This is a genomic window from Nostoc sp. DSM 114160, assembly GCF_053470305.1.
Genome location: NZ_JBPFGO010000004.1, coordinates 1062483 through 1087061, shown reverse-complemented (window position 1 = coordinate 1087061; position 24579 = coordinate 1062483). Strand labels below are relative to the sequence as shown.

The 24579-nt window shown below is 41.5% G+C and carries 14 protein-coding genes and 4 pseudogenes; 11 read left to right on the top strand and 7 right to left on the bottom strand.

The window, feature by feature from the left end; genetic code table 11:
- Positions 1 to 213: 213 nt before the first annotated feature.
- The 3 genes and pseudogenes from NSTCB13_RS36470 (at position 214) to NSTCB13_RS36460 (ending at position 3405) form a co-directional block, all read left to right on the top strand.
- Complete coding sequence (locus NSTCB13_RS36470) at positions 214 to 405, top strand: hypothetical protein (protein ID WP_448275900.1); 192 nt, start codon at positions 214 to 216, stop codon at positions 403 to 405.
- Positions 406 to 495: 90 nt separating this feature from the next.
- Positions 496 to 1648: pseudogene (locus NSTCB13_RS36465) on the top strand (AI-2E family transporter).
- Positions 1649 to 2235: 587 nt separating this feature from the next.
- The gene (locus NSTCB13_RS36460) at positions 2236 to 3405 is read left to right on the top strand and encodes a homocysteine biosynthesis protein (protein WP_448275828.1); all 1170 of its coding nucleotides are present in this window, start codon (positions 2236 to 2238) and stop codon (positions 3403 to 3405) included.
- A gap of 152 nt (positions 3406 to 3557) precedes the next feature.
- Here NSTCB13_RS36460 and NSTCB13_RS36455 read toward each other — a convergent pair whose 3' ends face one another.
- The gene (locus NSTCB13_RS36455; protein ID WP_445626510.1) at positions 3558 to 4580 is read right to left on the bottom strand and encodes a hypothetical protein; all 1023 of its coding nucleotides are present in this window, start codon (positions 4578 to 4580) and stop codon (positions 3558 to 3560) included.
- 378 nt (positions 4581 to 4958) lie between these two features.
- Between NSTCB13_RS36455 and NSTCB13_RS36450 the strand changes: the two genes are divergently transcribed.
- Positions 4959 to 5855, top strand: coding sequence for a tetratricopeptide repeat protein (locus NSTCB13_RS36450; RefSeq protein WP_448275826.1), 897 nt, complete (start codon positions 4959 to 4961; stop codon positions 5853 to 5855).
- A gap of 146 nt (positions 5856 to 6001) precedes the next feature.
- On the opposite strand, the gene NSTCB13_RS36445 is transcribed toward NSTCB13_RS36450, so the two are convergent.
- The 3 genes from NSTCB13_RS36445 to NSTCB13_RS36435 all read right to left on the bottom strand — a co-directional run bounded on the left by NSTCB13_RS36445 (position 6002) and on the right by NSTCB13_RS36435 (position 8576).
- A complete protein-coding gene (locus tag NSTCB13_RS36445) occupies positions 6002 to 6622 on the bottom strand; it encodes a TMEM165/GDT1 family protein (RefSeq protein WP_445626508.1) in 621 nt (206 codons plus the stop codon).
- 309 nt (positions 6623 to 6931) lie between these two features.
- Positions 6932 to 7396, bottom strand: a complete 465-nt coding sequence (locus tag NSTCB13_RS36440) for a DUF29 domain-containing protein (protein ID WP_448266553.1) — start codon at positions 7394 to 7396, stop codon at positions 6932 to 6934.
- A gap of 220 nt (positions 7397 to 7616) precedes the next feature.
- On the bottom strand, positions 7617 to 8576 hold the full coding sequence (locus NSTCB13_RS36435; RefSeq protein WP_448275825.1) for a protochlorophyllide reductase: 960 nt from the start codon (positions 8574 to 8576) through the stop codon (positions 7617 to 7619).
- Positions 8577 to 9161: 585 nt separating this feature from the next.
- On the opposite strand from NSTCB13_RS36435, the gene NSTCB13_RS36430 reads away from it, so the two are divergent.
- From NSTCB13_RS36430 to NSTCB13_RS36405, 6 genes and pseudogenes are all read left to right on the top strand, one after another.
- Entirely contained in the window at positions 9162 to 10568 is a 1407-nt protein-coding gene (locus NSTCB13_RS36430; RefSeq protein ID WP_448275823.1) for an AAA-like domain-containing protein, read from the top strand.
- A 273-nt stretch (positions 10569 to 10841) separates the two neighbouring features.
- On the top strand, positions 10842 to 12416 hold the full coding sequence (locus NSTCB13_RS36425; RefSeq protein ID WP_448275822.1) for an AAA-like domain-containing protein: 1575 nt from the start codon (positions 10842 to 10844) through the stop codon (positions 12414 to 12416).
- Between the two features lie 178 nt (positions 12417 to 12594).
- Complete coding sequence (gene recQ, locus NSTCB13_RS36420; RefSeq protein WP_448275821.1) at positions 12595 to 14757, top strand: DNA helicase RecQ; 2163 nt, start codon at positions 12595 to 12597, stop codon at positions 14755 to 14757.
- A gap of 43 nt (positions 14758 to 14800) precedes the next feature.
- A complete protein-coding gene (locus NSTCB13_RS36415; protein ID WP_448275819.1) occupies positions 14801 to 15373 on the top strand; it encodes a Uma2 family endonuclease in 573 nt (190 codons plus the stop codon).
- A 908-nt stretch (positions 15374 to 16281) separates the two neighbouring features.
- Positions 16282 to 17517, top strand: a pseudogene (locus tag NSTCB13_RS36410) (glycosyltransferase family 4 protein); the annotation flags it as partial.
- A gap of 321 nt (positions 17518 to 17838) precedes the next feature.
- Positions 17839 to 19587, top strand: a complete 1749-nt coding sequence (locus NSTCB13_RS36405) for an Rqc2 family fibronectin-binding protein (RefSeq protein ID WP_448275817.1) — start codon at positions 17839 to 17841, stop codon at positions 19585 to 19587.
- A gap of 214 nt (positions 19588 to 19801) precedes the next feature.
- Here NSTCB13_RS36405 and NSTCB13_RS36400 read toward each other — a convergent pair whose 3' ends face one another.
- The 3 genes and pseudogenes from NSTCB13_RS36400 to NSTCB13_RS36390 all read right to left on the bottom strand — a co-directional run bounded on the left by NSTCB13_RS36400 (position 19802) and on the right by NSTCB13_RS36390 (position 23051).
- Entirely contained in the window at positions 19802 to 20029 is a 228-nt protein-coding gene (locus NSTCB13_RS36400; protein WP_448266565.1) for a type II toxin-antitoxin system HicA family toxin, read from the bottom strand.
- Entirely contained in the window at positions 20022 to 20231 is a 210-nt protein-coding gene (locus tag NSTCB13_RS36395) for a type II toxin-antitoxin system HicB family antitoxin (RefSeq protein WP_445626497.1), read from the bottom strand. Before NSTCB13_RS36395 ends, NSTCB13_RS36400 begins: the two co-directional genes overlap by 8 nt.
- 188 nt (positions 20232 to 20419) lie before the next feature.
- Positions 20420 to 23051 (bottom strand): annotated as a pseudogene (locus NSTCB13_RS36390) (DNA polymerase III subunit alpha).
- Between the two features lie 193 nt (positions 23052 to 23244).
- Between NSTCB13_RS36390 and NSTCB13_RS36385 the strand changes: the two are divergent.
- Positions 23245 to 24539, top strand: a pseudogene (locus tag NSTCB13_RS36385) (dicarboxylate/amino acid:cation symporter).
- The last annotated feature ends 40 nt before the right edge of the window (positions 24540 to 24579 follow it).

Here is a 24579-nt window from a genome sequence, read left to right as displayed (position 1 = left end):
AAAGCTTTAATAGTGTATAATGTGCTGTCTGAGGTTCAGGCAGCACTAACAAAGTGTAATAGCGATCGCGCCTCACATCCTTCGCTTCTGACAGGTACTAGAAATTATATTTTTGTGAAAACTACAAGGATTGTATCTGTGGGTTTATTCTAGAAACTATACGGTACAGCGCAAATTTGTATGTACCACAAAAATCTGTATTGCCGTACTTTTATGGAAAATCAACTAGGATTAATTCTAAAACTGCTTTTACTCTCGGCTTTGTTATCGGTATTGATTAAGTATGCAGGGCCAAGTCTACCAATTCCGGCGACAGCAACCAACGCGCTGATTATAGTATTCTTGCCGGTTGCGATTGTAGCGATCGCTCTACTGTGGCGATTTCAAGCAGAAAAACAAAATTAACTCAATAGTTTTACGCACAAGTTCCTAAAATCAGCTAACCTAGCTTAATTACAATAAAATTGCATCTTGGCAACGGTTAGGAGTTAGCCTGTGAACCTCGGTCAATGGATCGGCTTAATCGCCATAGTTCTTTCTTTATACATCTTGTGGCAAATTCGGGAAGTGCTTTTGCTGATGTTTGCCGCAGTTGTGTTAGCCACCACCTTAAATCGGCTAGCGAAACGCTTCCAAAGCTTTGGGATGAGGCGCGGATTCGCCGTCCCTCCTAGCAGTAGCTATCTTTTTCGCAGGTGTCGTGGGTTTTTTCTGGCTAATTGTGCCGCCATTTGCCCAGCAGTTTCAAGAACTAACCTATCAAGTTCCTAGAGGGTTTGGACGCTTTAATAGTTGGCTTGATGCCCTGAGAACTCGTATTCCTGACCAGTTAGTTCCTTATATCCCAGATATTAATAGTCTCATCCAACAAGTACAGCCTTTCGCCAATCGGCTACTGGGAAACTCCTTTGCTTTTGTATCTGGTTCTTTAGAAGTCGTTCTCAAGATTTTGCTAGTGTTGGTTTTAACAGGAATGATGTTAGCCGACCCAATGGCTTACCGCAAAGTATTTGTGCGGCTTTTCCCTTCATTTTATCGGCGGCGGGTAGATGGGATTTTAGATAAATGTGAAGTCTCTCTGGAGGGATGGATTACAGGCGCTTTCATTGCCATCTGTGTAGTGGGAGTGATGAGTCTGATTGGGTTATCAATTTTGCATGTCAAGGCAGCACTTGCTTTAGCAGTTTTAGCGGGATTTTTTAACTTGATTCCCAATCTGGGGCCAACAATGAGTGTAATCCCAGCAATGGCGATCGCCTTCTTAGATGAACCTTGGAAAGCGATCGCTGTCTTGATTCTCTACTTTATTATTCAACAAATTGAGAGTAATTTCATCACGCCTGTTGTGATGGCGCATCAAGTCTCATTGCTGCCAGCCATAACCTTAATTGCCCAGCTATTTTTCGTCACTTTCTTTGGCTTTTTAGGATTATTTCTAGCCCTACCCCTGACTGTTGTCGCTAAGATTTGGTTGCAAGAAGTGTTAATTAAAGATGTTCTGGATGAATGGGGAAATAATCATACACAAGAGACTGAATTTGTAATAGTTTCTCAATCTCCAGAAGCCGATGAGAATTGGAAAGCAGAAAATACAGACATTAAGAAGAAGCCATCGATTGATGATGACATCTTGAAACCAGAAGATTAGTCATTCAATTTTTGATTACAGAAAAAGGCGATCGCTTTTGGTCAGTGAGACATGAGTTCAAATCTCGTCCGGGTTTCTAAAACCTTGACCTGGTAGTTTAGCGGTAAAACACCACCACTTAAAGATTAAATTTGCAGAAACCGGAAATTAATTAGGCAGAAATTGTGAAATAACAACTGAAAGTTGTAAACTTTTGGTACAAACCCTTAGAGATGGACATTGCTTATTTAAATTCAGTAAATCCACTTAATTCTAACCATACATTTGATTGATAATCCAAAAATTTTTTATAGTAATTTTACTTAGAAAAAAGCATTTTGGATACAGACAGCTTGTTTGCTCCAAAAAATATATCATTTTAATTTTGCAATCCTTGAATTGTTTTTTGGAATTTTATCCTTATTCGGGGTGTTAATGTCGGGCAGAGATTGGCGATCGCTATTTGGAGATGAAATTATCCAAAAGCCTCGATCGTCTGCGCTCACAAAGAGCAATGAAAATTTCTTTTCCCTACTCCCTAGTTACAGACGCGATTAATCGTGTTTCTCCCTATTTACCATTCAGCAGGAAGCGCAAGCACTGAGAAGATGCGAACAATTGCAGAAATTAACGAAAAAATTAAGCGCCAACGTGCGGTGGTGTTGACAACTGAAGAATTAAAAGCACGAGTTGTAGAAATCGGTGTTACTAAAGCTGCTAAAGAAGTTGATGTAGTTACCACTGGTACTTTTGAGCCGATGGAATCAAGTGGTGCAATTATCAATCTGGGACATACCGATCCCCCAATAAAAATTCGCCGTTGTTGGTTAGATGGCGTGCCAGCATACTCTGGTTTTGGGGCAGTAGATTTATATTTGGGTGCGAGTTGCGCTGTGGAGACGACGGATGGGGAAGAAGTGCGAGAACGTGGTGGCGGTCATATAATCGAAGATTTGATCGCTGGTAAATCTATACACGTGAAAGCGCAAGGACAAGTAACAGATTGTTACCCCAGAGCAAATTTTGAAACTACAATTACCAGTGACACAATTAATCAGTTTTATTTATTCAATCCGCGCAATCTTTATCAAAATTTTATTGTTGGTGTAAATGGTGGCGATCGCCCCCTCTTCACCTATCTCGGTCCTTTACAACCGCGTTTGGGGAATGCTGTTTATTCTAACCCCGGTGCGATTTCCCCCTTACTCAACGACCCCGATTTGCAACTCGTTGGTATAGGGACTCGAATTTTTTTAGGCGGCGGTATTGGCTATGTTGTCTGGGAAGGCACTCAGCACTTTCCCTTACAAAAGCGTTTAGCTAATCGTACACCGATCGGGCCTTCCGCTACTTTAGCTTTAATTGGTGATGCCAAACAAATGGATGCTCATTGGGTGCGGGGGTGTTACTTCAAAAGTTATGGCCCCTCATTAATGTTAGGTGTTGGGGTACCACTACCTGTATTAAATGAACAAGTAATTGAACACTGTGCTGTCCAAGATCGAGACTTAGTAGCCCCAATAGTAGATTTTTCCATTCCCCGGCGCGTCCGTCCCACCTTTGGTTTGGTGAGTTACGCCCAACTCAAATCTGGGTGGATCGCCATAGAGGGCAAAGCAGTACGCTCTGCCCCCTTAGCGAGTTTGTTTTTTTCTAGGCAAGTCGCCTTAGAGTTGAAAAAGTGGATCGAAGCAGGTACGTTTACCCTGACAGAACCAGTTTCTCCAATTCCGATGGAGCGATCTTTTCTACCCCAAGACCGTCGAACGGATTTTTGATTGGGGGGAGTGCGGGAACAGGGGAGCAGGGAGACAAGGGGGACAAGAGGAAATTATTGAACAAATCTCCCCCATCTTCCTTGTCTACCTTGTCTCTTCTCCATACCCAATACTTCGGCTTCGCTCAGTACAAGTGCCCAATGCCCCATTCCCTACTCTTGAGTCGGTTTCGGTCGTTTGATAGGTTTAGGAACAGGTGTTCTTGGTATAGGTTTTGACACCACTGAAGGGTCGCCGCCTGTACTTGTTTTCTTGATGGGACGAGGGGTTTCGCCAGTGCGTCTGGGGGGGAATGGTTTTCTACCACCAGCACCACCAATGCCAGCACGAGGCCCACCTTTAAATGGTGGTTTGCGTTTTTTGGGTAAATCAGCGATCGCCTCAGCTTTTTCTACTACTAAAACGTCTGCTTCCCGCTTGGCTTGGAAGTCCCAGAATTTTCCCACTGCTTTGGTAGTTAGCACACCCCTCAATTTCAACTTAAAATATTTGGGTTTATCAGTTGATTTACGTGGAGCCTGCCTAATTTTGACTACCAAGCTTTTAGCATCAAAAGATTGGTATACTACTTCACCACGAACAGAAAAACCACCATCAGTAACTTCTGATGAAGGTCTGGGGGGAGTTGTATTTAGTTCAGAGTTCTCGGATAAGCCATCATCAAGTGTCTGTAATTGCAACTCCAAATCCGATTCGTCCTCATCTGTTGAGTTTTTAGCCAGATTTTCTGGCTCCCAAACTCCGACGATTTGGATGTGCAAGGTATCATTTTCTTGTCTGGTACGTGGATATACTACCCACAAGTGTTCTTTTTCTAGGTCTAGATGATTCTTGACTAAGCTCATAATCCGGCCTAGGAGGACGGCATTGAGTTCTACACCATCTGCGGTCAACAGCGTACCTTGAGTAAATTGTTCGCTGCTAGCATGATAGCGACCCCGGACTAACCCGATCGCTCGATACTGCATCGGTTCGCTGGGAGGTGGAATCGGTTGCTGGCGATTGATCGAGTTCCCATTTGAGTCAGTCTCGCTGGTGTTGACAGGCAAATTGTCAACTTGTTTAGAGGACTGGGCTGCTATGCGAACATTAGCGGCTGCCTCTACGTTAGTTGGGCCCTGGTTAGAGGCAGAAGAATTGGAAGATTCAGGCAACGGCATCAGGTCGGAATTCATAAAAACTCCTTGCGGCACAGACACATCCCATTGTGGGATTTTACAAAGGCAGCTGGAAAGAGCATTTGTGCGACTGATGAAAGTATATTGGCTTTTCACAAAATCACACTAGGGTACTCTATACAATCCTAAAGGCGCTAAATTTAATGTATAAACACTAAATGTCTAATTTAGCGGCTTTACACTAGTTTCGGAAGCATATCATAGCTACAATTCTGACGGCTCCTCCTAAAGTCATCACTTACTTTAGCAGTGTGGATAGTTAATTGTTATAAAATTCACAGGCAATTGACGGTATTCCGCAAAGTTTTGGAAATTTTTAACTTTACGATTTGTGTAAATAATAATGTCATTAAAATTTAGGAGAAAGACAAAACCGTGTCTCAACCGCGCAATCGTTGGATAGTTCAAGTCGTCTTAGCGGTGGCAATTCTTGCTTTTGTGGGTGTTTCGGTGATTCCCATAATTGGAGCATTTAATAATACGCCACCCTCAAGTCAGAATACTGCTAGCACCAAAGGCAGTTTGTCCTCTGCTGACCAAAAATCAAAACTGGAAGACGAAGCACGGGGTTATGAACAGGTTTTGCAAAGGGAACCAGAAAATCAAACTGCGCTCTACGGCTTATTCCAGGCGCGGTTACAATTACTAAAAAATCAAAAAGAAAAAAGCGAGCTTAAACCAGCTGATATCCAAGTGGCGATTGAACCTTTAGAAAAGCTAGCCAAGCTCAATCCCGAACAATCAGAATATTCTGTGCTACTAGCTCAAGTCAAACAAGCAATTGGCGATCGCGAAGGAGCCGCTCAAGCTTATCGCTCGGTTTTGTCCACGAAACCGGGCGATTTGAAGGCTTTGCAAGGAATGGTGGCTCTGTTAATCAGTCAGCAACGCCCCGAAGCAGCCATTGGTTTGTTGCAAGAAACCCTCTCTAATGCACCCCAAGCAAATACAATTCAGCCTGGAAGTGTAGATACAGTAGCGGTGCAGGTGCTGTTAGGTTCTGTTCATGCTTCCCAGAAACGGTACGCTCAAGCTAGCTCTGTATACGATCAGGCAATTAAGAAAGATCCCAAAGATTTCCGCCCCGTTGTGGCAAAAGCAATGCTCCTGAAACAACAGGGCAAAGACGCAGAAGCAAAACTTTTGTTTGATAGTGCCGTAGCTTTAGCACCTGCTCAGTACAAAGACGGAATTAAAAAAGCAGCAACGGCTTCCCCCCTCCCTACTCCTGCTGCATCTCCCGCGCCTCCATTGGAAAGTAAGCCTAAGTAGGGGGCATTGGGCATGGGGCATGGGGCATTGGGCATGGAGAAGAGACAAGGTAGACAAGGAAGAGGGGGAAGACAAGGAAGAGACTTGTTCAATAATTCCCCCTTTTCTCCTTGTCCCCTTGTCTCCCCTGCCTCCCCTGCCCCTGATCACGCTCCTTCAATGGCAGCAACAATACCAAAGACTAAAAATAGGCATCCGCCAATCAGGGTGAGTTGACGCTCAGAAATACGTCCGGCAATCATTTTGCCGCCGATAACTGCGATCGCAGCACAAATAGAATGTCCTAAAATCGCACCTATTGTCACTCCAATGGGGTTATTACCTGCGGCTAGGGCAATAGTGGCAATTTGGGTGCGATCGCCCCACTCTGCCATAAATGTCAACGTAAAGGCTTCTATGATAATTGCCAAACCAGTCTTTTGCTTTGGTAACTGCAAATCTGCTTGTTTCACCGCAGCTTCAGCTTCGTCCACAACTTCTGTATCACAAGCAGCAGCTGACATCTTACTAGCGTCATACAACAGCTTGATACCAAAGGCAATAAATAAAGCTATTTCGGCGTAATGAATATAAACTTTTGGCAACAAAGATACTGCTTGTCCAAATATCACCGAAAGGATTGTCATCGCCGCCAAAGCAGCTGTCACACCTGTAAACACCAGCCGCCGCGGGTGGTGCATTGCCAAAATTACAGCAATAAAAAATGTTTTATCACCTAGTTCTGAAACTGTAATTAGTAATAAACCTGCGGTAAAAGCTGTTAACACTCTCTCAAGCTCCTGAAGAATTGTTTACCGATGTGAAGCTTGATGAGAGCCAAAAGACCTCACCAAGTTTACACTTTTCGGTGTGAACTTAGTGAAGGTCTCGCTTTCAAATATTGATTACTTGCCATCTGAACCAGGCTCATCGCCAGTATGTTGATTCAGATGTACTGGCTTTCAAGTTTTTTGCCAGCAGCTACTCCCCTTCTATGCGTCCGTCATTATACATATTTTCCATGTATTAAGTCAAGAGAGTAGGCATATAGAGGTATAACTGTAGAGTGAAGCGGTACATCCAGACCGATTCAGGGCTTACTGAGGTAAAAACTCATCATCTGTGACTTCTGCTAGCTGGTATGGGCAGTTCAGAGGAAAGGATTCCATTGACAAGCCAGTTTCAGCTTTTGCTTGCTTAACCGCTTGTGTGTAACACTCAGCAAAAACTATCTCAAGATAGGATTTGAGACTAGGTGAATCATCTAGAGCTTCTTTGACACGTCTACGATGTTCAATTATGCTTCCTTCCCAGCTACCACTTCTTTTGTCCGGCTGAAATTGCCATTTGAGCAAATGCATCAGAATTACAATCAAATTACTCTTAAGACTCCGGCGTTCACTCCTTCCCATATCGGCAATTTCTTCAATTAGGTTCTCCCACTCAACGTTTGCGTAATCCTGACTTTGCAATTTTTCTACAGTCGTTTCTATCCATTGCAAGTAATCAGTTTCATATAGCGTTTGGGAATGCGCCTTTAAAGAAGACATAGCAGTTTCCATCAGAAATGTTTAGATAATTTTTCGTATCTATTTACAATTAACATCAGTGCGTTAACAAAGTGTAACGCACCCTACGAACTCTAGAAATTGGGAGGTATTAATTTTGTTAAAGGTGTAGTCTCACATTCTAGTTTGTAAAGGTTAAGATGTTCTGTTGACTCATCAGTATTGAGTGGAACGGTGAACACTAGATGAGCATAGTTTGTCTGTTTTTGTTCCATCATGCAAGTCCAACCAACTTGGCACTTAATTCCCACATACGATCGCCTTTTTCGTCATCGCGAGCTTGAGGAGAGACTTTTTGCACAAAAGACTTACCATCTTTCTTCTGGCGATTTCCCCAACTCCAATAAACACCGGATTGATTATACTCAGGATCGGCAACCACGGCAGCAACCCGTTCTCCCGCTAACTCTTGAGACACATATCCCCCGGTGATGTACTTCTGGAACAAGGGGAAGATTTTCTGAAACAGGGGATAGTGGTTTCTAAATAACGGCGTTTCTGCAACACATCCTGGATAAAGAGAACTGAAGACGATACCAGTTGAATCGTGATAGCGCTCGTGCAGTTCCCGCATAGTCAGCACGTTGCAAACCTTGCTGTCTTTGTAAGCTTTAACTGGTTCAAATTTTTTGCCATCAATCATCGATATTGGCTCTTTAAACCCTTCTGCAAAGCCTTGCAAATCGCCTAAATCGGGACGTGGTGGAATCTTTCCACCTAGTTCGTCTGGATTGTGCGTAACTGTTCCTAAAATTACCAGCCTTGGCTCTAAAGATGATTTCTTCAGATCCTCCAGCATCAGGTTGCACAATAGGAAATGCCCTAGATGATTGGTAGTGACAGTTAACTCGTAACCTTCTGGACTGCGTAACGGCTCTTTGATTAAGGGCATATAAATTGCAGCATTGCACACCAAAGCGTCTAGAGATTTGCCAGTGGCTCGGAAGTTCTTCACAAATTGTCGAACACTTTCCAAGGAGCCAAGGTCAATATGTATGCTGGTATAACTGTTGTAGGGGATTTCCACACTTTGGGCTGCTTTTTGTGCCTTTGCTAAATCCCGACACGCTAACACCACATACCATCCCCTTTCAGCAAGAGCTTTTGCAGCATACAAACCCACCCCTGAAGAGGCACCCGTAATTACAACCGTTGGCTTTTGATGTTGTTCCATTCTGTTCAGCTCACATTGACTGTCTCTAGAATCTCATACCAGCGAGCCATCGTTGTCACCAGGTTTTTCAGGGCTGTATTTAGGCTAAACTAACGACCTTCGATCGCTCTGGTGAAAACAATAATCGAAGCAGAAAACTGAAACTATTACTAAATCAAGGTTTGAGGCTTTATTTTCTAATATAAATTCACAAATGTAAATGTAGCCAAAACCTGAAAAGTGAGGTTCGTAAGCCTTGCAGCAATTGCTTTCTCCAAGAGTGATGGAAGAGCGCTAAGTAAGTGGGCGAGAAAATCCCCAAGTATTTTACGAAATGTAAATACAGCACATACTTTACAAATTCGTTATTTCACCGTTTTTACAAAACTAAATATATATTGCTTTTATCGTGCTTGCCGACTTAAACTCTATACAAAAAACCTGATAAAAAGTAATTATAATCACATTTTTGGTATAGTGATGAATGCAGCAATATCAACTTTTTTTGATTTCAAATATTTTTTTTTCAGATATATTTCAGATGTATATTGTTACCAGGCTCAAAAGTATAAGCAAATTGCCTAGCTGTTTAACAACTTCTTCTCTGTGGATAAGCTTCTACAATCTGTAAAAAAAATTCTCCAAGACAAGCCTCTCGATCCAATTCAGTGGTTTGTGCTTTATCAATCGTGGTTGGGTAAAACTTATGGTGAGATGGCAGAGGTATCAGGCTACGGCAACAATTACATCAAGGAAATTGGTTCTGAGTTGTGGCAAGACCTTTCGATCGCACTTGGGGAAAGAATAACGAAAAAAAATCTACATTTAGCTTTGAAAAAACACTTGCAAGACGAGATAGATAATCAAAAAAATCAGGTTCAAGAGAAGTTTGGTGAAGAATCTAGTTTAGAAATGATTTCTCCAGGCTTTTTTTCAGCAAGCAAGATAGAGTTTCCCAGCGGACCTGTAGCACTAAATTCTCCTTTTTACATCAATCGCCCTTCTCTGGAAGAACTTGTTTGTAATGAGATTTTACAACCTGGTTGCTTAATCCGGCTCAAAGCACCTAGAAAGATGGGAAAAAGTTCTCTACTCAATCGGATGATTGCTTATGCGAAAGAGCAAGATTATCAAATTGTCTGTTTGGACTTTCAAGAAGCTGACCGAGATGTTTTTGTTTCTCTGGATAAATTTTTGCGTTGGTTTTGTGTAAATGCCAGTAGGCAGTTAAATCTCCTTCCTTGTGTAGATGATTTTTGGGATATAGAAATGGGCAGCAAGGTAAGCTGCAAAATCTATTTTGAAGCTTATTTGTTGCAATACATTAATGATAATCCTTTAGTTTTGGCTTTGAATGAAGTCCATCGGATTTTTGAACATCCCAATATTGCCCAAGACTTTCTGCCAATGCTGCGATTTTGGCATGAACAAGCAAAGCAAGATCGGATTTGGCAAAAACTACGGATGGTAGTGGTTCACACCACAGAAATTTATATTCCGCTCAAGCTCAACCAATCGCCTTTCAATGTTGGGATAACAATTACACTGCCACCATTTACCCTTAAGCAAGTACAGAGTTTAGCATTACGTTACGGACTAGATTGGGCAGGAAACTTGGAAGGGGCAAAACGCCTTGCACCCCTACAAGCAATGGTAGGAGGACATCCCTATCTGGTGAGCCTTGCATTTTATCATCTATGTCAGGGTAGAATGACGCTAGAGGTGTTATTAGAAACTGCATCTACACCAGTAGGAATTTACAGTCAGCATTTACGAGAACTGTTGACACTACTGCAAGCAGAACCAGAATTAATGTCAGCTATGGAACAGGTAATTGCCACAGATGAAAAAGTGGAGTTAAACGCGATCGCTGCTTACAAGTTAGAAAGTATGGGTTTGGTTAAACTAAACGGCAATCAAGCTAGCGCCATGTGTGAGTTATATCGTCTTTATTTTAGCCAACAGTTTGGAAAGCAAAATAGTGCTAATATTTCTTATGAATTTACCAGCTAGTTTTGAGTGTTCATACTAAAGACTAAAGTTTTGACTACGAATCTAATTATTCATCGATATTATCAGAATTTTCTTAACTGTCACAATACAAATGTGTCGATTAGACCTCTGGCAAAAATATATTTTTGCAACAGAGGGAAAAGGGACTCATGTTAAAGCGAAAGGATTTTGAATTTCTTTATCCTTTTACCCTTTTCACCTTCCCCTTTATCCCGACAAATGCCAAGAAGTCTATTGAGATATAGAAGAAACTTAAAATTAAAAATCAATCAAATGAAAAATTATCGATACCAAGTTGGTGGTACTCTCACTAATGATGCTCCTAGCTATGTTGAGCGCAAAGCGGATATGGAACTTTACGAAGCTTTGAAACAAGGTGAATTTTGCTACATCCTAAGCTGTAGACAAATGGGTAAATCTTCACTGATGGTAAAAACAAAGCACCGTTTGCAAAAAGAGGGCTTTAAATGTGCCACCATTGATATGACTAATATTGGTTGTGAAAATATAACTCCAGAGCAGTGGTACAAAGGAGTTGTTGGTGACTTATGGTTAAGTTTTAAACTGTTAGGAAAAATTAATTTAAAAACTTGGTGGCAAGAACAAAACGATCTTTGTTTGGTTCAGAAACTCAGTCGATTTATTTCGGAAGTTTTATTAGCTCAGTTTCCTAACGAAAGGCTATTTATTTTTATTGATGAAATTGATAGTATACTTAACCTCAATTTCTCCGTTGATGACTTTTTTAGCATGATTCGATTCTGTTATAACCAACGAGCAATTAATCCAGAGTATCATCGAATAACATTTGCAATTTTTGGGGTTGCGACACCTTCAGACTTAGTTATATATGGAGATAATACTACCCCGTTTAATATTGGTAAAACTATACAAGTCAATGGTTTTACCTTTGAAGAAGCTCAACCACTATCTTTGGGATTAGATATTAAAGACAATCATCCTCAGAAAGTTTTGAAAGAAGTATTAGCTTGGACAGAAGGACAACCATTTCTTACTCAAAAGCTGTGCAGACTAATTGTGAGTTTATCTCAAGATGATTTAGGTAGAAAGCTAAAAATTCCTCCTGGCACAGAAGAATTTTGGATAGAAAATGTGGTGCGATCGCACGTCATTGAGAAATGGGAATCACAAGATGAACCGGAGCATTTGCGAACTATTCGCGATCGCATCCTCAGAAACGAAAAATTTGCTGCCAGATTGCTAGGAATTTATCAGCAAGTCCTCCAAGGATTGCAAGTACCAGCCGATGATAGTCGAGAACAGGTAGAACTGTTGCTGTCTGGTTTGGTAATCAAAAAACAAGGTTGTCTCCAAGTAAAAAATCGAATTTATCAAGAAGTTTTTAATTTAGAATGGGTTGGAAAAAAACTAGCTTACTTGCGTCCTTACTACGAAAACTTCAATGCATGGATAGCCTCAGAAGAAAAAGATAAATCTCGCCTATTGCGCGGACAAGCCTTGATCGATGCTCAAACTTGGGCAAAGGGTAAAAGCTTGAGCAACTTAGATTATCGATTTTTAGCTGCTAGTGAAGAATTAGATCGGCGAGAAGTACAGCAGGCTTTAGAAGCTGAACGCGCTCAAGAAGTAGAAGCACGACTTGCAGAACAACAAAAAAGGTTGGCTCAACAAAAGAAAAATGCCACAATAGTGACACTTTTGCTCGTGGGAATGACCATTAAATTAGTGATTTCTATAGTGTGGGGAGTATCGCTTTTACGAAAGATTGATGCTTTAGAATCACAGCTAAAATGCACCGATATTACTACATCCCTGCAATTTCCTCACTGTTCAAAGTCAAGAGCTGCTAGGGAAACCTCAGAATAACGCTCGTTAAAAAACTCTCAATAACCCAAGTGCAGCCGATGTGTAGGTTGGTTATTACTAGCAAATTTAAATGGCAAACACAAACACAACTCTGACCAAAGCTGCCGATGATGTGAGTTAAAATCCTGATATCTTTAATAACTACCCACGCAGAACGACCCCCGAAAAAGCGATCGCTATGCTTCAGTATCCCCATCTCGAACAAGCGCTAAAATATCACTTCGGTTACGATCGATTCCGCCCTGGACAACGGCAAATTATCGAAGATGCGCTGCAAAATCGAGATTTAATGGTGGTGATGCCGACTGGTGGGGGGAAATCTTTGTGTTTTCAGCTACCAGCGTTGTTAAAAAATGGGCTAACAGTGGTGGTGTCGCCGTTAATTGCTTTGATGCAAGACCAAGTAGAGGCATTGCGAAATAATAATATTAATGCGACATTTCTCAATAGCAGTTTGAATGCTTACCAAGTGCGATCGCGGGAAGAAGCCATCCTCAGCGGTAAAGTAAAATTACTCTACGTCGCCCCAGAACGTCTCCTCAGTGAAAGGTTTCTCCCATTTCTTGATTTAGTTAAAGAAAAAATTGGTATTTCCAGCTTTGCTATTGATGAAGCGCACTGTGTTTCGGAATGGGGACATGATTTTCGTCCAGAATATCGCCAGTTGAAATCTCTGCGGAAACGCTATCCTGATGTGCCTACAGTCGCTCTTACCGCCACAGCAACCGATCGCGTCCGTAGTGATATCATTCAACAATTAGGTCTGAAGCAACCAAGCATCCATCTTGCCAGTTTTAACCGGGAAAATCTTTATTACGAAGTTCGTCCTAAAACTAAATATGCTTACGCTGAATTATTAGAACTAATTCGAGAAACTGAAGGTTCGACAATTATTTATTCTTTAACTCGGAAAAAAGTTGATGAATTAACTTTTAAACTCCAAAATGATAAAGTTATTGCTTTGCCTTATCATGCCGGATTAAGTGATGAAGAACGTAGTAGCAATCAAACGCGATTTATTCGAGATGATGTCCGAGTGATAGTAGCAACAATTGCCTTTGGAATGGGAATTAATAAACCCGATGTCCGGTTGGTAGTTCATTTCGATCTGCCCAGAAATATAGAAAGTTATTATCAAGAATCGGGTAGGGCTGGTAGAGACGGAGAACCATCTCGATGTACAATATTTTTCAGCTTTGGTGATGTTAAAACAATTGAATGGAGTATCGATCAAAAAGCTGACCCTCAAGAACAGTTGATTGCTAAACAACAACTGCGGCAGATGATTGATTACGCTGAAGGCACTGATTGTCGGCGAACAATTCAACTGGGTTATTTTGGCGAAAGGTTTCCTGGGAATTGCGGTAACTGTGACAATTGTCGTCACCCCAAACCCGTGCAAGATTGGACAATTGAAGCAATGAAATTTTTATCTTGTGTGGCGCGTTGCAAAGAAAGGTTTGGAATGCTACACATAATTGATGTGTTGCGAGGAGCAAAAAAAGACAAAATTATTCAATACGAACACGATAAACTTTCTACCTACGGTATTGGTAAAGATAGAACTGTAGATGAATGGCGAATGTTGGGGCGATCGCTTTTACATCAAGGGTTAATAGAACAAACTAGCGATGGTTATTCAGTTTTAAAACTAAATGCTTTAAGTTGGCAAGTAATGCGAAAACAACGCACAGTTTCCCTAGCTGTAACCACAGTCCAAAAGATTACCTGGGAACCGGAGAGTGAAAAAGCAGAAGTTGCAGAAATATTATTACAGAAGTTGCGATCGCTACGTAAACAATTAGCTGATGAGCAATCTGTACCACCTTACGTCATCTTCCACGATTCCACTTTAAAATTGATGGTACAGGTGCAACCCCAAAACTTAGCTGAATTTGCCAAACTTTCTGGTGTAGGTAGTCACAAACTTGCTCAATATGGTGAAAAGTTTCTTACAGAAATTCGCGCCTACCGCCAAGAAAAAGGTTTGCAAAATAAATCTGCTACTTCCGTATCTTCTGCCAAATCATCTTCTTCTTATACTGAATTGCAGACATTACAATTGCATCAACAAGGTTTAAATATCGCTCAAATTGCCCAAAAGCGCAATCTTAGTCCAGCAACAGTTAGCAATCATCTAGAAAAACTTATTGAGAAAAATCAGCCAGTTGATTTAAATCAATTAGTATCTATAGAACATCAACAAAAAATTTGGCAAGTTTTAGAAGTACTCGGAGATATTTCTCTCACTCCCATCAAAGAACAACTAGGCGAAAGCTACACTTTTGATGAAATTCGTTTAGTACGGAGTAAGTGGCGGCGTGAAAATCGCAAGAGATAATTTGTTCAGAACAAGTAATAAACAAGATTAAAGGAGTTAGCCGATGAGTGAGATGCTTAATAATGGAGTATGCTGGACAATTCACGATGTGGAACTCTTTGCAGAAAATGAGGGGACGCGCTACGAGATAGTTGATGGAGAATTATTTGTGACTAGGGTACTTCACTTTAAACATCAACAAACTTGTGGCAAGATTTTTGGACGACTTGATGTTTGGTCAGAGTCTACTGGTTTAGGAGAAGCTGTAATTAACCCCGGCGTTTTGTTTTCAGAATCAGATAATGTGATTCCTGATGTAGTTTGGGCTACTAAAGAAACCTTGGCGCTAACATTGGATGAAGCGGGACATTTAACTGGCGCACCAGATTTAGTAGTCGAAGTCTTGTCTGAAAGTAAGTCAGACGAAAGACGGGATAAGGAAGCAAAACTTAAACTTTATTCTTCCAGAGGAGTCAAAGAATATTGGATTGCTGATTGGCGATCGCGTAAACTAGAGGTCTATCGGCGCGAACAAAGTCAACTTAACTTGGTAGTAACCTTATTTAGTAGCGATCGTCTCATTTCTGGGCTATTGCCTGGTTTTAGCTGTACTGTAGACCAGTTTTTTCCTGTATAAATTTTAGGTTGAATGGAAAAACAGCTTTTATTCTTTTCCCAAAACACAATCTGTATAATTTATTGTTCAGATATCGCCTTGCACCAATAACTAAGTTTTCTCCTCATCAAGGCGATATCTATAGCTCGTCAGTTTACATTAAGAAAAACTGGGAATTTCAGAGTTAGAATCTTGTGATGTCATAGCAGACTTTGAAGACTCAGTGTTTTGGTTTTTGGCAGACAGAATTATAGATACTAGCTTAGGCAGTGCTAGACAGGCAACAGTATTTAATATCGTCAGAAATATACCATCTATCAAACTCATATATTAATCTTCTCCGTTTGAAAATTGGTGGTGACTATCTATATTTATTAGTTTGAAGCAAAATCAGTATAATTGCGTAAAAACAGAATTTAAATTTCTTTTAGAGAATATAAGCTAAATAAATATATTTTTATCGAAACAGAATAAAGGCGTCAGTCGCCAGAATACAAGAAGGGGTCTTTTGAACGAAAAAGCAGATAGCGTCGCGTCAAGATTGCTGAATCCTGAATTCTGAATTCTGACTTCCAACCCTGAGATATGTTAGGGGGTCAAACCCCCTATTCACCAGAGATATCCTCGCCCAAGTCAGAGAACTGAGTCTCTAGGTAGAGAGCTAATTAAAATTGCCATGTCTATGAAATTAGAGCTAGACATGAATGAAAAAATCTCATGTTTATCTATCAAAAGGATGAGATACGGATATAACAATTTCCTATATCTAAAGAAACTAAATGTATATTTCTGACAGAGGATGTTAAAAAAAATTAGACATAGTAAATTAAAGTGAATAATAATCAAAGTTCCTAAACAATTCAGGCAAGTGTGCTATACACGTGTTTGGAACAATCCAAAACTTTGTTAAAATCAGCAACACACAAACTATGAACTCTACCACCGAAAAACGTATCGCCTTGATTTCCGTCCACGGAGACCCAGCGATTGAGATAGGGAAAGAAGAAGCTGGGGGACAAAATGTTTATGTGCGTAATGTGGGTGAAGCACTAGCGCAGCTGGGATGGCAAGTTGATATGTTTACCCGCAAAGTGAGTCTGGAGCAAGACTCGATAGTTGAACATAGCAACAATTGTCGAACTATCCGTTTAAAAGCTGGCCCCCTTGAGTTTGTGCCGCGAGATGAAATTTTTGAATATCTGCCAGAATTTGTGGATAATTTCCTCAAATTTCAAATAAAAAACGAAATTACATACGAATTGGTTCATACTAACTACTGGCTCTCTAGTTGGGTGGGGATGCAGTTAAATAAAATCCAAAAGAGTAAACAGGTTCACACCTACCACTCATTAGGAGCAGTCAAGTACAACACTATAGAAAATATTCCTTTGATTGCTAGTCAGCGATTAGCAGTGGAAAAACAAGTGTTGGAAAAAGCAGAGCGAATTGTAGCGACAAGTCCGCAAGAACAGGAACACATGCGATCGCTAGTTTCTACAAAAGGCAATATCGATATCATTCCATGTGGTACAGATATTCAGCGCTTTGGCTCTGTTGGACGAGAAGCAGCCAGGGCTGAATTAGGGATTGACAAAGAAGCCAAAGTTGTACTATACGTGGGGCGCTTTGACCAACGCAAAGGTATAGAAACTTTGGTACGGGCAGTAAACGAGTCTCAACTACGCGACTCCAAAAATATCCAGCTAATTATTGGTGGTGGTAGCACTCCAGGTAACAGCGACGGAATTGAGCGCGATCGCATTGGGCAAATCGTCAACGAATTGGGAATGAGCGACTTTACCACCTTTGCTGGTCGTCTGAGTCAAGATATTTTACCAACTTATTATGCTGCTGCCGATGTTTGCGTTGTTCCCAGCCACTACGAACCCTTTGGATTAGTAGCGATCGAAGCGATGGCAAGCGGTACACCAGTAATAGCAAGCGATGTCGGCGGACTTCAGTTTACTGTAGTTAATGAAAAAACTGGTTTATTGGCTCCACCGCAAGATGTAGATGCTTTTGCCTCTGCGATTGACCGAATTCTCTTAAATCCAGAATGGCGAGATGAATTGGGTAAAGCTGGTAGAAAGCGCGTCGAAACTAAGTTTAGCTGGGATGGTGTCGCAAATCAACTGAGTGAACTTTACACCGAACTGATGCAGCCACAAACAGTAGCGTCAACAGCAAAAGAACTAGTACACTCAACCGCTGAATTAGTGCAATCAGCAGCCAAAGAACTAGTACACTCAACCACCGAACTAGTGCAATCAGCAGCAAAAGAACCAGTTTTGGTTGCTAAATAACTGTATAAAAAACGAACCGATCGCTTAAACGCAGAAGCTTATCTGATGATAATTTCTGCGTTTTTTGATTCGCAGCTATCCAAACCAAGTAACCGCTATGATAGGTGAGGTCTGTTATGCTTTAACTAAACAAAAATAAAAGCATAGCGATCGCTACCATTTGAATGTTAAAAACTAATCGCTTTGCAACCAGTTGACTTTACCACTCTCACAGCTGCTTGTAGCGAAATCCGCGCTAACTGGCTACCATCACGCTTAGAACAAGTTTACCAGCGCGATCGCTATACGATTGCGATGGCATTACGCACCCTGCAACAGCGAGATTGGCTACAAATTTCTTGGCATCCCCAAGCTGCACATATTTGTATTGGCGATCCGCCACCGCGATCGCCAGATACCTTTACCTTTAGCCAACAACTGATTCACCAATTGGGTGGTTTAGCACTGGTGGCGATTGAAGCGATCGCCCCTTGGGAGCGGGTGATTGATTTACAATTTGCCCGTCGTCCTGGAGAAAGCGCTCTATATCATGTCTATGCAGAAATCATGGGCAAGTATAGCAACGTCATTCTCACCGACGCTAACAATATAATTATCACCGCCGCTCATCAAGTCAGTCAGCAACAATCTAGTGTCCGTCCCATCCAAACCGGACAACCTTATGAAACACCACCGAAACTAACTAGAAATGTCCCCTACTTGAGCGAATCTCAAGAACGTTGGCAAGAACGGGTAAGTTTAGTACCAGGAGCAATTAAGCAGCAATTGCTCAAAAGTTATAGTGGCTTGAGTGCTGTACTAGTGGAGTTGATGCTGCTAGAAGCAAATATTGCACCAGAAACATCCACCCATACTCTCAACCCCAACGACTGGCGACGGCTATTTGAGCGTTGGCAAGAATGGCTGCAAGCTCTAGATTCCAAAGAATTTCAACCCGCTTGGACAAAAGATGGTTATACCGTAATGGGTTGGGGTGCAGTTGAAAAGGTCAAAAATATTCAGGAGTTACTCAACCACTATTACAGTAACAAGATTAACGAACAGTTATTTTCGCAATTGCGCCATCAGTTGAGTCAGAAATTGAATAATATTCTGGCGAAATTACACAATAAAGCTCAAACCTTTGAGACGCGCTTGCAGCAATCAGATCGAGCCGATGAGTATCGGCAAAAAGCTGATTTATTGATGGCTCATTTGCAAAACTGGGAACCAGGGATGAAAGAAATTATCCTTGCTGATTTTGAGACAAATTTGCCAGTAGCGATCGCTCTCCAGCCAGATAAAAATGCCGTCCAAAATGCTCAAAGTCTTTATAAACAGCACCAAAAGCTGAAACGCGCTCGTGCTGCCGTCGAACCGCTACTATTGGAAGTGCAGACAGAAATTGAGTATTTAGAACAAGTAGAAGCTGCGATATCTTCGATGGGCTACGCCAAAGCTCAAATAGATAACTACCAAACAGCAGAAGATTTGCGAGCTTTAGAAGAAATCCGCGAAGAGTTGATTGGGCAAAAGTATTTAGAAGATCCAGAATACCGCAGCCGCAGTGCAAACGAACCTCCCAGCACTAACTTTTATCGTTACCTTACGCCTAATGGCTTTGAAGTTTTAATCGGTCGTAACAATCGCCAAAATGACCAATTAACCTTTCGTGTAGCAGGGGATTATGACTTATGGTTCCACGCTCAAGAAATTCCAGGTAGCCATGTGTTACTACGTCTAGAACCGGGTGCTGTTGCCGAAGAAGGTGATTTGCAATTTGTAGCTAATCTTGCTGCATATTACAGTCGCGCCCGTCAGAGCGAGCAAGTGCCAGTAGTTTACACTCAACCAAAACACGTCTACAAACCCAAAGGAGCAAAACCGGGAATTGCCATTTACAAGCAAGAAACCATCCTTTGGGGAAAACCACAAATGGTCATTAGTTATTAGTCATTTGTCATTGGGCAATACAGTTCAGAATGAGCAACAAAACACTTGTAGAGACGGCGATTTATCGCGTCTCAAAAACCCAAAATTTTTCCCAGTAGCCCTTAACCCAAGCGTATTGAGTCATTGGGTATTAGGCATGGGACACGGGTTATTCTCCTTGTCTCCCCAGTCGCATCAACCTGTATCAAATCCAATTCGCACTCAAAGCGATCGCTTACAGATTTTCTATGAACTCTTCCGGTGTAACTTGTGCTTGCTTAAGAATGCCGCTCAATGTTCCTACCTTCAGTTCTTGATGCACAGGTACAACACAGCCAATTGTGCCTTCTGGTGTTTGCTTCTTCATCACAACATGACTACCGTTTTGTCGAATTTGCTCAAAACCCAAACGCTCCAGTGCCCGAATTGCCTCTCTACTTGAGATTCGTGGCAACTTAGGCATAGGTGATTTCAATGCTGGTCATATATCTTGGAGATGTTTCAGGTAGAGGAAATTCCTCCAAGTAAAGCTGCGTTGCCTGTCTTAAGCTAGCAATTGCTTGTTCGATTGTCTCTCCCTGATCAACCGTACCAACTTCGGGACACTCAGCTATATACATATCGTCCTCTTTATAAATGAGGACTGCAAAGCTGCGAGTTTTCATCGTACTGTATCCTCAATCCTTTTTATAGCAAGCATAGCATCACCCTTTCTCTATAAAGATCGCCGTCATGTACATCCATCAGTGGAGCGATCGCTTTCAGCAACCATAAAAATAAAAGTATTTGTCTTGCAAATACGATCGCTGCTAATTCAACAGCGTAATCTCATACTACTCAAGTTTTATTTTGGCTAACTCGGCAAATTCTCTACCCGCATTAAATCCAATTCCCGTTCAAATATTTCATCAATTGGCAACATTTGACCATTAACAGTCATAAATTTATGGTCTTTTGTCGCCCGAATTATTGAACCATCTTCCAAGCAATACTCAAACACCTCTTGTTCTCCGCGATCGTGCCACTGTGCTACAGGTTGCGTGTAAATATTCCCATTCTTATCAACGCTGTACACATTACATTCAATGCTTTTTTCTACAATTTTCCCAATGGGCAACAATCCATATTCTACTGTTAATATTTCCGTGTCATAGCTTAAACAATATTCCGCAAACTTTAACATTTGCTCAAATAATTCATCCGCAACTTTTTTCTGAACGCCATTTTTTGCTGCGCCATCTACAAATTTTTCTCGCTGCTTTTGCATCTCAGAAACTTTCTTTTTACCCATCGCCCGACGCAGCAAGTCAGCTTGTCCTAAAGAATATCCGGCCATATCCTGAGCAATTTTCATGATTTGCTCTTGATAGACCATAATTCCATAGGTTTCGTCTAATATTGGTTCCAGAACTTGGTGCTGATAATCAATCTTTTCTCGACCATGTTTGCGGTTAATAAATTTAGGAATTAGCCCCGCATCTAATGGGCCCGGTCGATAAAGAGCCAAAATTGAAGAAATATCTTCTATATTAGAAGGCTTCAAATCTCGCACAATCTGACGCATCCCAGAAGATTCTAATTGAAATATCCCTTCTAATTCACCTGCTTCTAATAATTCATAAGTTTTTTGAACATCTTTTGGGAGAGTGCTATGTTCGCCTTTAGCTAATATTCTCTGGGCTTTTCTTTCCTGGTGAGTAATTTCATCGGGATCGACCCGATAGCCTTTAGTTTCTTGAATCAAATCAAGAGTTTTTTGAATCAATGTCAGGTTTCGTAAACCTAAAAAATCCATTTTCAACAAACCCATTGATTCCAGGTCTTCCATGAAATATTGGGTAATCACAGAACCGTCATTATTTTTCTGTAGTGGGACAATTTCATCAAGTGGATCGGCAGAAATTACCACACCGGCTGCATGAACACCAAAGGTTTTGTTAGTTCCTTCAATTCGCATGGCCATATCAAGCCAATGGCGAACATGGGGTTCTCTATCATATTTCTCTTTAAACTCTGGTTCTGGAGTTTTATCAGAAACCATCACCTTGAGTTTCGTTGGTTTCCCCCGTACCACAGGAATTAATTTCGCCATTGTGTCAGCTTCTTTGAGGGGAATATTTAATACTCTGGCGACATCTTTCAAAACTGCTTTAGAAGTTAGACGGTTAAAAGTAATAATTTGGGCAACTCTATCTGCACCATATTTCTCAGTTACATATTCAATCACTTTATCCCGTTGTTCAATACAGAAATCCGTATCAATATCAGGCATGGATTTCCGTTCTGGGTTCAAGAAACGCTCAAAGAGTAACCCATGATGCACAGGATCAATATTAGTAATTCGCATTGCATAAGCAACTAATGAACCAGCCGCCGAACCCCGACCTGGCCCTACAGGAATATTATTATCTCTAGCAAATTTGATGTAGTCCCATACAACTAAAAAGTATTTGGAAAAACCCATTTGCTGAATCATTTTTAGTTCGTATTCCAATCTTTCTTTATAGACGGAATCGACTTCTTGGCGAGATTTGCGATTTAATCGTTCTAAAAGTCCACTCCATGCAACATCTTCGGCGTAAGTGTCAGCAGTATGACCAGAGGGAATGGGAGGTGTAGGTATTTGAGGCTCACCCATAATATGGTAAGGCTCGACTTTATCAGCGACTTCTTCAGTAGTGGCTACAGCTTCGGCAATTACCTCATCCGGTAAATGGTCGCGAAATAGCTGCTGCATCTCCTCACCAGATTTGAGATACTCTGTGCCGCTATAACGCATCCGCTTATCTTCAGCAATTAGCTTTTTTGTTTGAATACATAGCAAAGCGTCGTGGGCTTCAACGTCAAAACAAGAAATAAAATGCGAATCATTGGTAGCAACAATTTTAATCCCTAGCTCCCGCGCCATTTTGACGATTTCAACATTCACAATTCGGTCTTCTTGGGAGCCGTGGTCTTGAATCTCTAGATAATAATCATCACCAAATACCTCTTTATACCATTGGGCAACTTTGCGGGCGGCATCTGGGTCTATTACTGAGAATCGCTTGGGGAATTTCTCCACCCAAGCAAGCGCTGGTGACAATCAAGCCTTCATGATATTCTTTTAGTAAATCTTTATTAATACAAGGACGAGAAAAAATTCCGTTACCTTGAACACCTTTAAGGTGAGAAATTGTGGTTAATTTAACTAAATTTTTGTAACCTTTAGTGTTTTTAGCTAAAACAACTTGATGATATTTAGGACGGCGTTCTTGTTTCTCGATATCGCCGTTAATTACATACATTTCATTGCCGAGAATCGGCTTAATATTTTGACTACGGCAGATTTTGATCAGTTCAATGGCTCCATACATGACACCATGATCGGTAAGGGCGATCGCTTTCATTCCTAGTGCGATCGCTCGATCTACCAACTCTGGTAGCTGACTTGCCCCATCGAGCAGACTGTAGTCACTGTGAATATGTAAAGGAACAAAGGACATAAGCATCTCCAACCACAAGCCAAGACACCTCTAGGGGCCTACCTTGTGGTATACCCTTTTGAGCGAGATTTTGCAAAGCAACGGAATCTTAGATTAACAGTTTTTAACCAAAATTAAAGCTGTTCTTTTTCTGGAATTGCCAATATCATTAGTGTTGTTTTAATAGTTACAGTAGTTAACCAGTACCTAGCCAATGAGTCAAACAGAGAGAACTACTTCGCCTGAAACCAAAGCTAGCCCTTGGTGGCAGCGTATCCCTCTCACGTTGCAAATTCTCATCGCCTTAATAGCGGCAGTCAGCGTCGGAATTGCCCTTGGTGCAGGGAATCCTAATCCCAGCAACGCTGCCTTAATCAACAATTTAGCAATTCCGGCTGAATTGGTGCTAAAGGCTCTCCGCGCCTTGGCTACACCCCTAATTTTGGTAGCGGTGCTGCATACTTTAATGACCACCAACATCCCTGGTACAGCCGGACGGCGGCTGGCAGTGCTACTTTTAACCAATACTACTGTAGCTATTTTGGTGGGGCTTTTCGTAGCGAATGTCCTGCGTCCAGGAACTTGGGGGAATGTAGCCACCTCAACAAGTACGGCAATAACTGCTCAGAGTCTCGATCCTTGGGGAATACTCAAAGATGCTGTACCAGAAGCCGTCCTCAAGCCATTGGTTGATAATAATGTCATCCAGTTGATTGTGATTGCCCTGAGTTTTGGCATCGTCCTGCGGGCATTAAAATCTGAACAAATCGCCCAAGGCAAGAATGGATTCCAGCCCATAGAGGATGTCATCGGAATTTTATTTGAAGCGGTAGTCCGCATCCTTAACTGGGTAATTGCTTTAGTACCGTTCGCAGTCTTTGGGATTGTGGCTAAAACTGTGGCGATGCAGGGATTTACACCGTTTAAATCTTTGGGTGCATTTATCGTCGCCGTATTGTTAGCACTGGTATTGCAAGCGTGCTACTACCTCACCAGAGTAAAATTTGGTTCTTGGGTACACCCACTAAAATTCCTCGCTGGTGGTTCTGATGCCTTTTTGACAGCTTTCTCAACTTCTTCCTCAGCAGCGGCAATGCCCGTAACCTTTGAGGTTTTGCAAACAAAAGTCGGTTTAAGGGAATCTTCTGCTGCTTTGGGCGCATTAGTCGGGGCAAATTTCAATAATGATGGTACTGCCCTCTATGAAGCAATGTCTGCGTTGTATATTTCCCAACTGATTGGGCAACATCTGAGTCTAGGGGACAGCAGTTAATTGTCATCCTTACCTCGATTTTTGCGTCTGTGGGTGCGGCAAATATTCCCAATGCGGGACTGGTAACAATGACACTAGTGTTCACTTCTGTTGGCTTACCTACCCAATACATCGCTTTACTAGTGACTGTAGACTGGTTTTTGGATCGCTGCCGCACCGCAATTAATGTTATGGGAGATATGACTGTCAGTACTTTACTTGATGGCAAAAAGCCACGTTCTGTAGACGAGGCTTAGTTTGCCAGCTTTTAGTTGAGTTCAGCAGCTTTTTAAATAC

Coding starts and splice junctions, on each gene's coding strand:
- NSTCB13_RS36415 (WP_448275819.1), top strand. CDS start 14,801: ATGAGTGAGATGCTTAATAATGGAGTATGCTGGACAATTCACGATGTG.
- NSTCB13_RS36400 (WP_448266565.1), bottom strand. CDS start 20,029: ATGCCTAAGTTGCCACGAATCTCAAGTAGAGAGGCAATTCGGGCACTG.
- NSTCB13_RS36455 (WP_445626510.1), bottom strand. CDS start 4,580: ATGAATTCCGACCTGATGCCGTTGCCTGAATCTTCCAATTCTTCTGCC.
- NSTCB13_RS36435 (WP_448275825.1), bottom strand. CDS start 8,576: ATGGAACAACATCAAAAGCCAACGGTTGTAATTACGGGTGCCTCTTCA.
- NSTCB13_RS36460 (WP_448275828.1), top strand. CDS start 2,236: ATGCGAACAATTGCAGAAATTAACGAAAAAATTAAGCGCCAACGTGCG.
- recQ (WP_448275821.1), top strand. CDS start 12,595: ATGCTTCAGTATCCCCATCTCGAACAAGCGCTAAAATATCACTTCGGT.
- NSTCB13_RS36470 (WP_448275900.1), top strand. CDS start 214: ATGGAAAATCAACTAGGATTAATTCTAAAACTGCTTTTACTCTCGGCT.
- NSTCB13_RS36425 (WP_448275822.1), top strand. CDS start 10,842: ATGAAAAATTATCGATACCAAGTTGGTGGTACTCTCACTAATGATGCT.
- NSTCB13_RS36395 (WP_445626497.1), bottom strand. CDS start 20,231: ATGAAAACTCGCAGCTTTGCAGTCCTCATTTATAAAGAGGACGATATG.
- NSTCB13_RS36440 (WP_448266553.1), bottom strand. CDS start 7,396: ATGGAAACTGCTATGTCTTCTTTAAAGGCGCATTCCCAAACGCTATAT.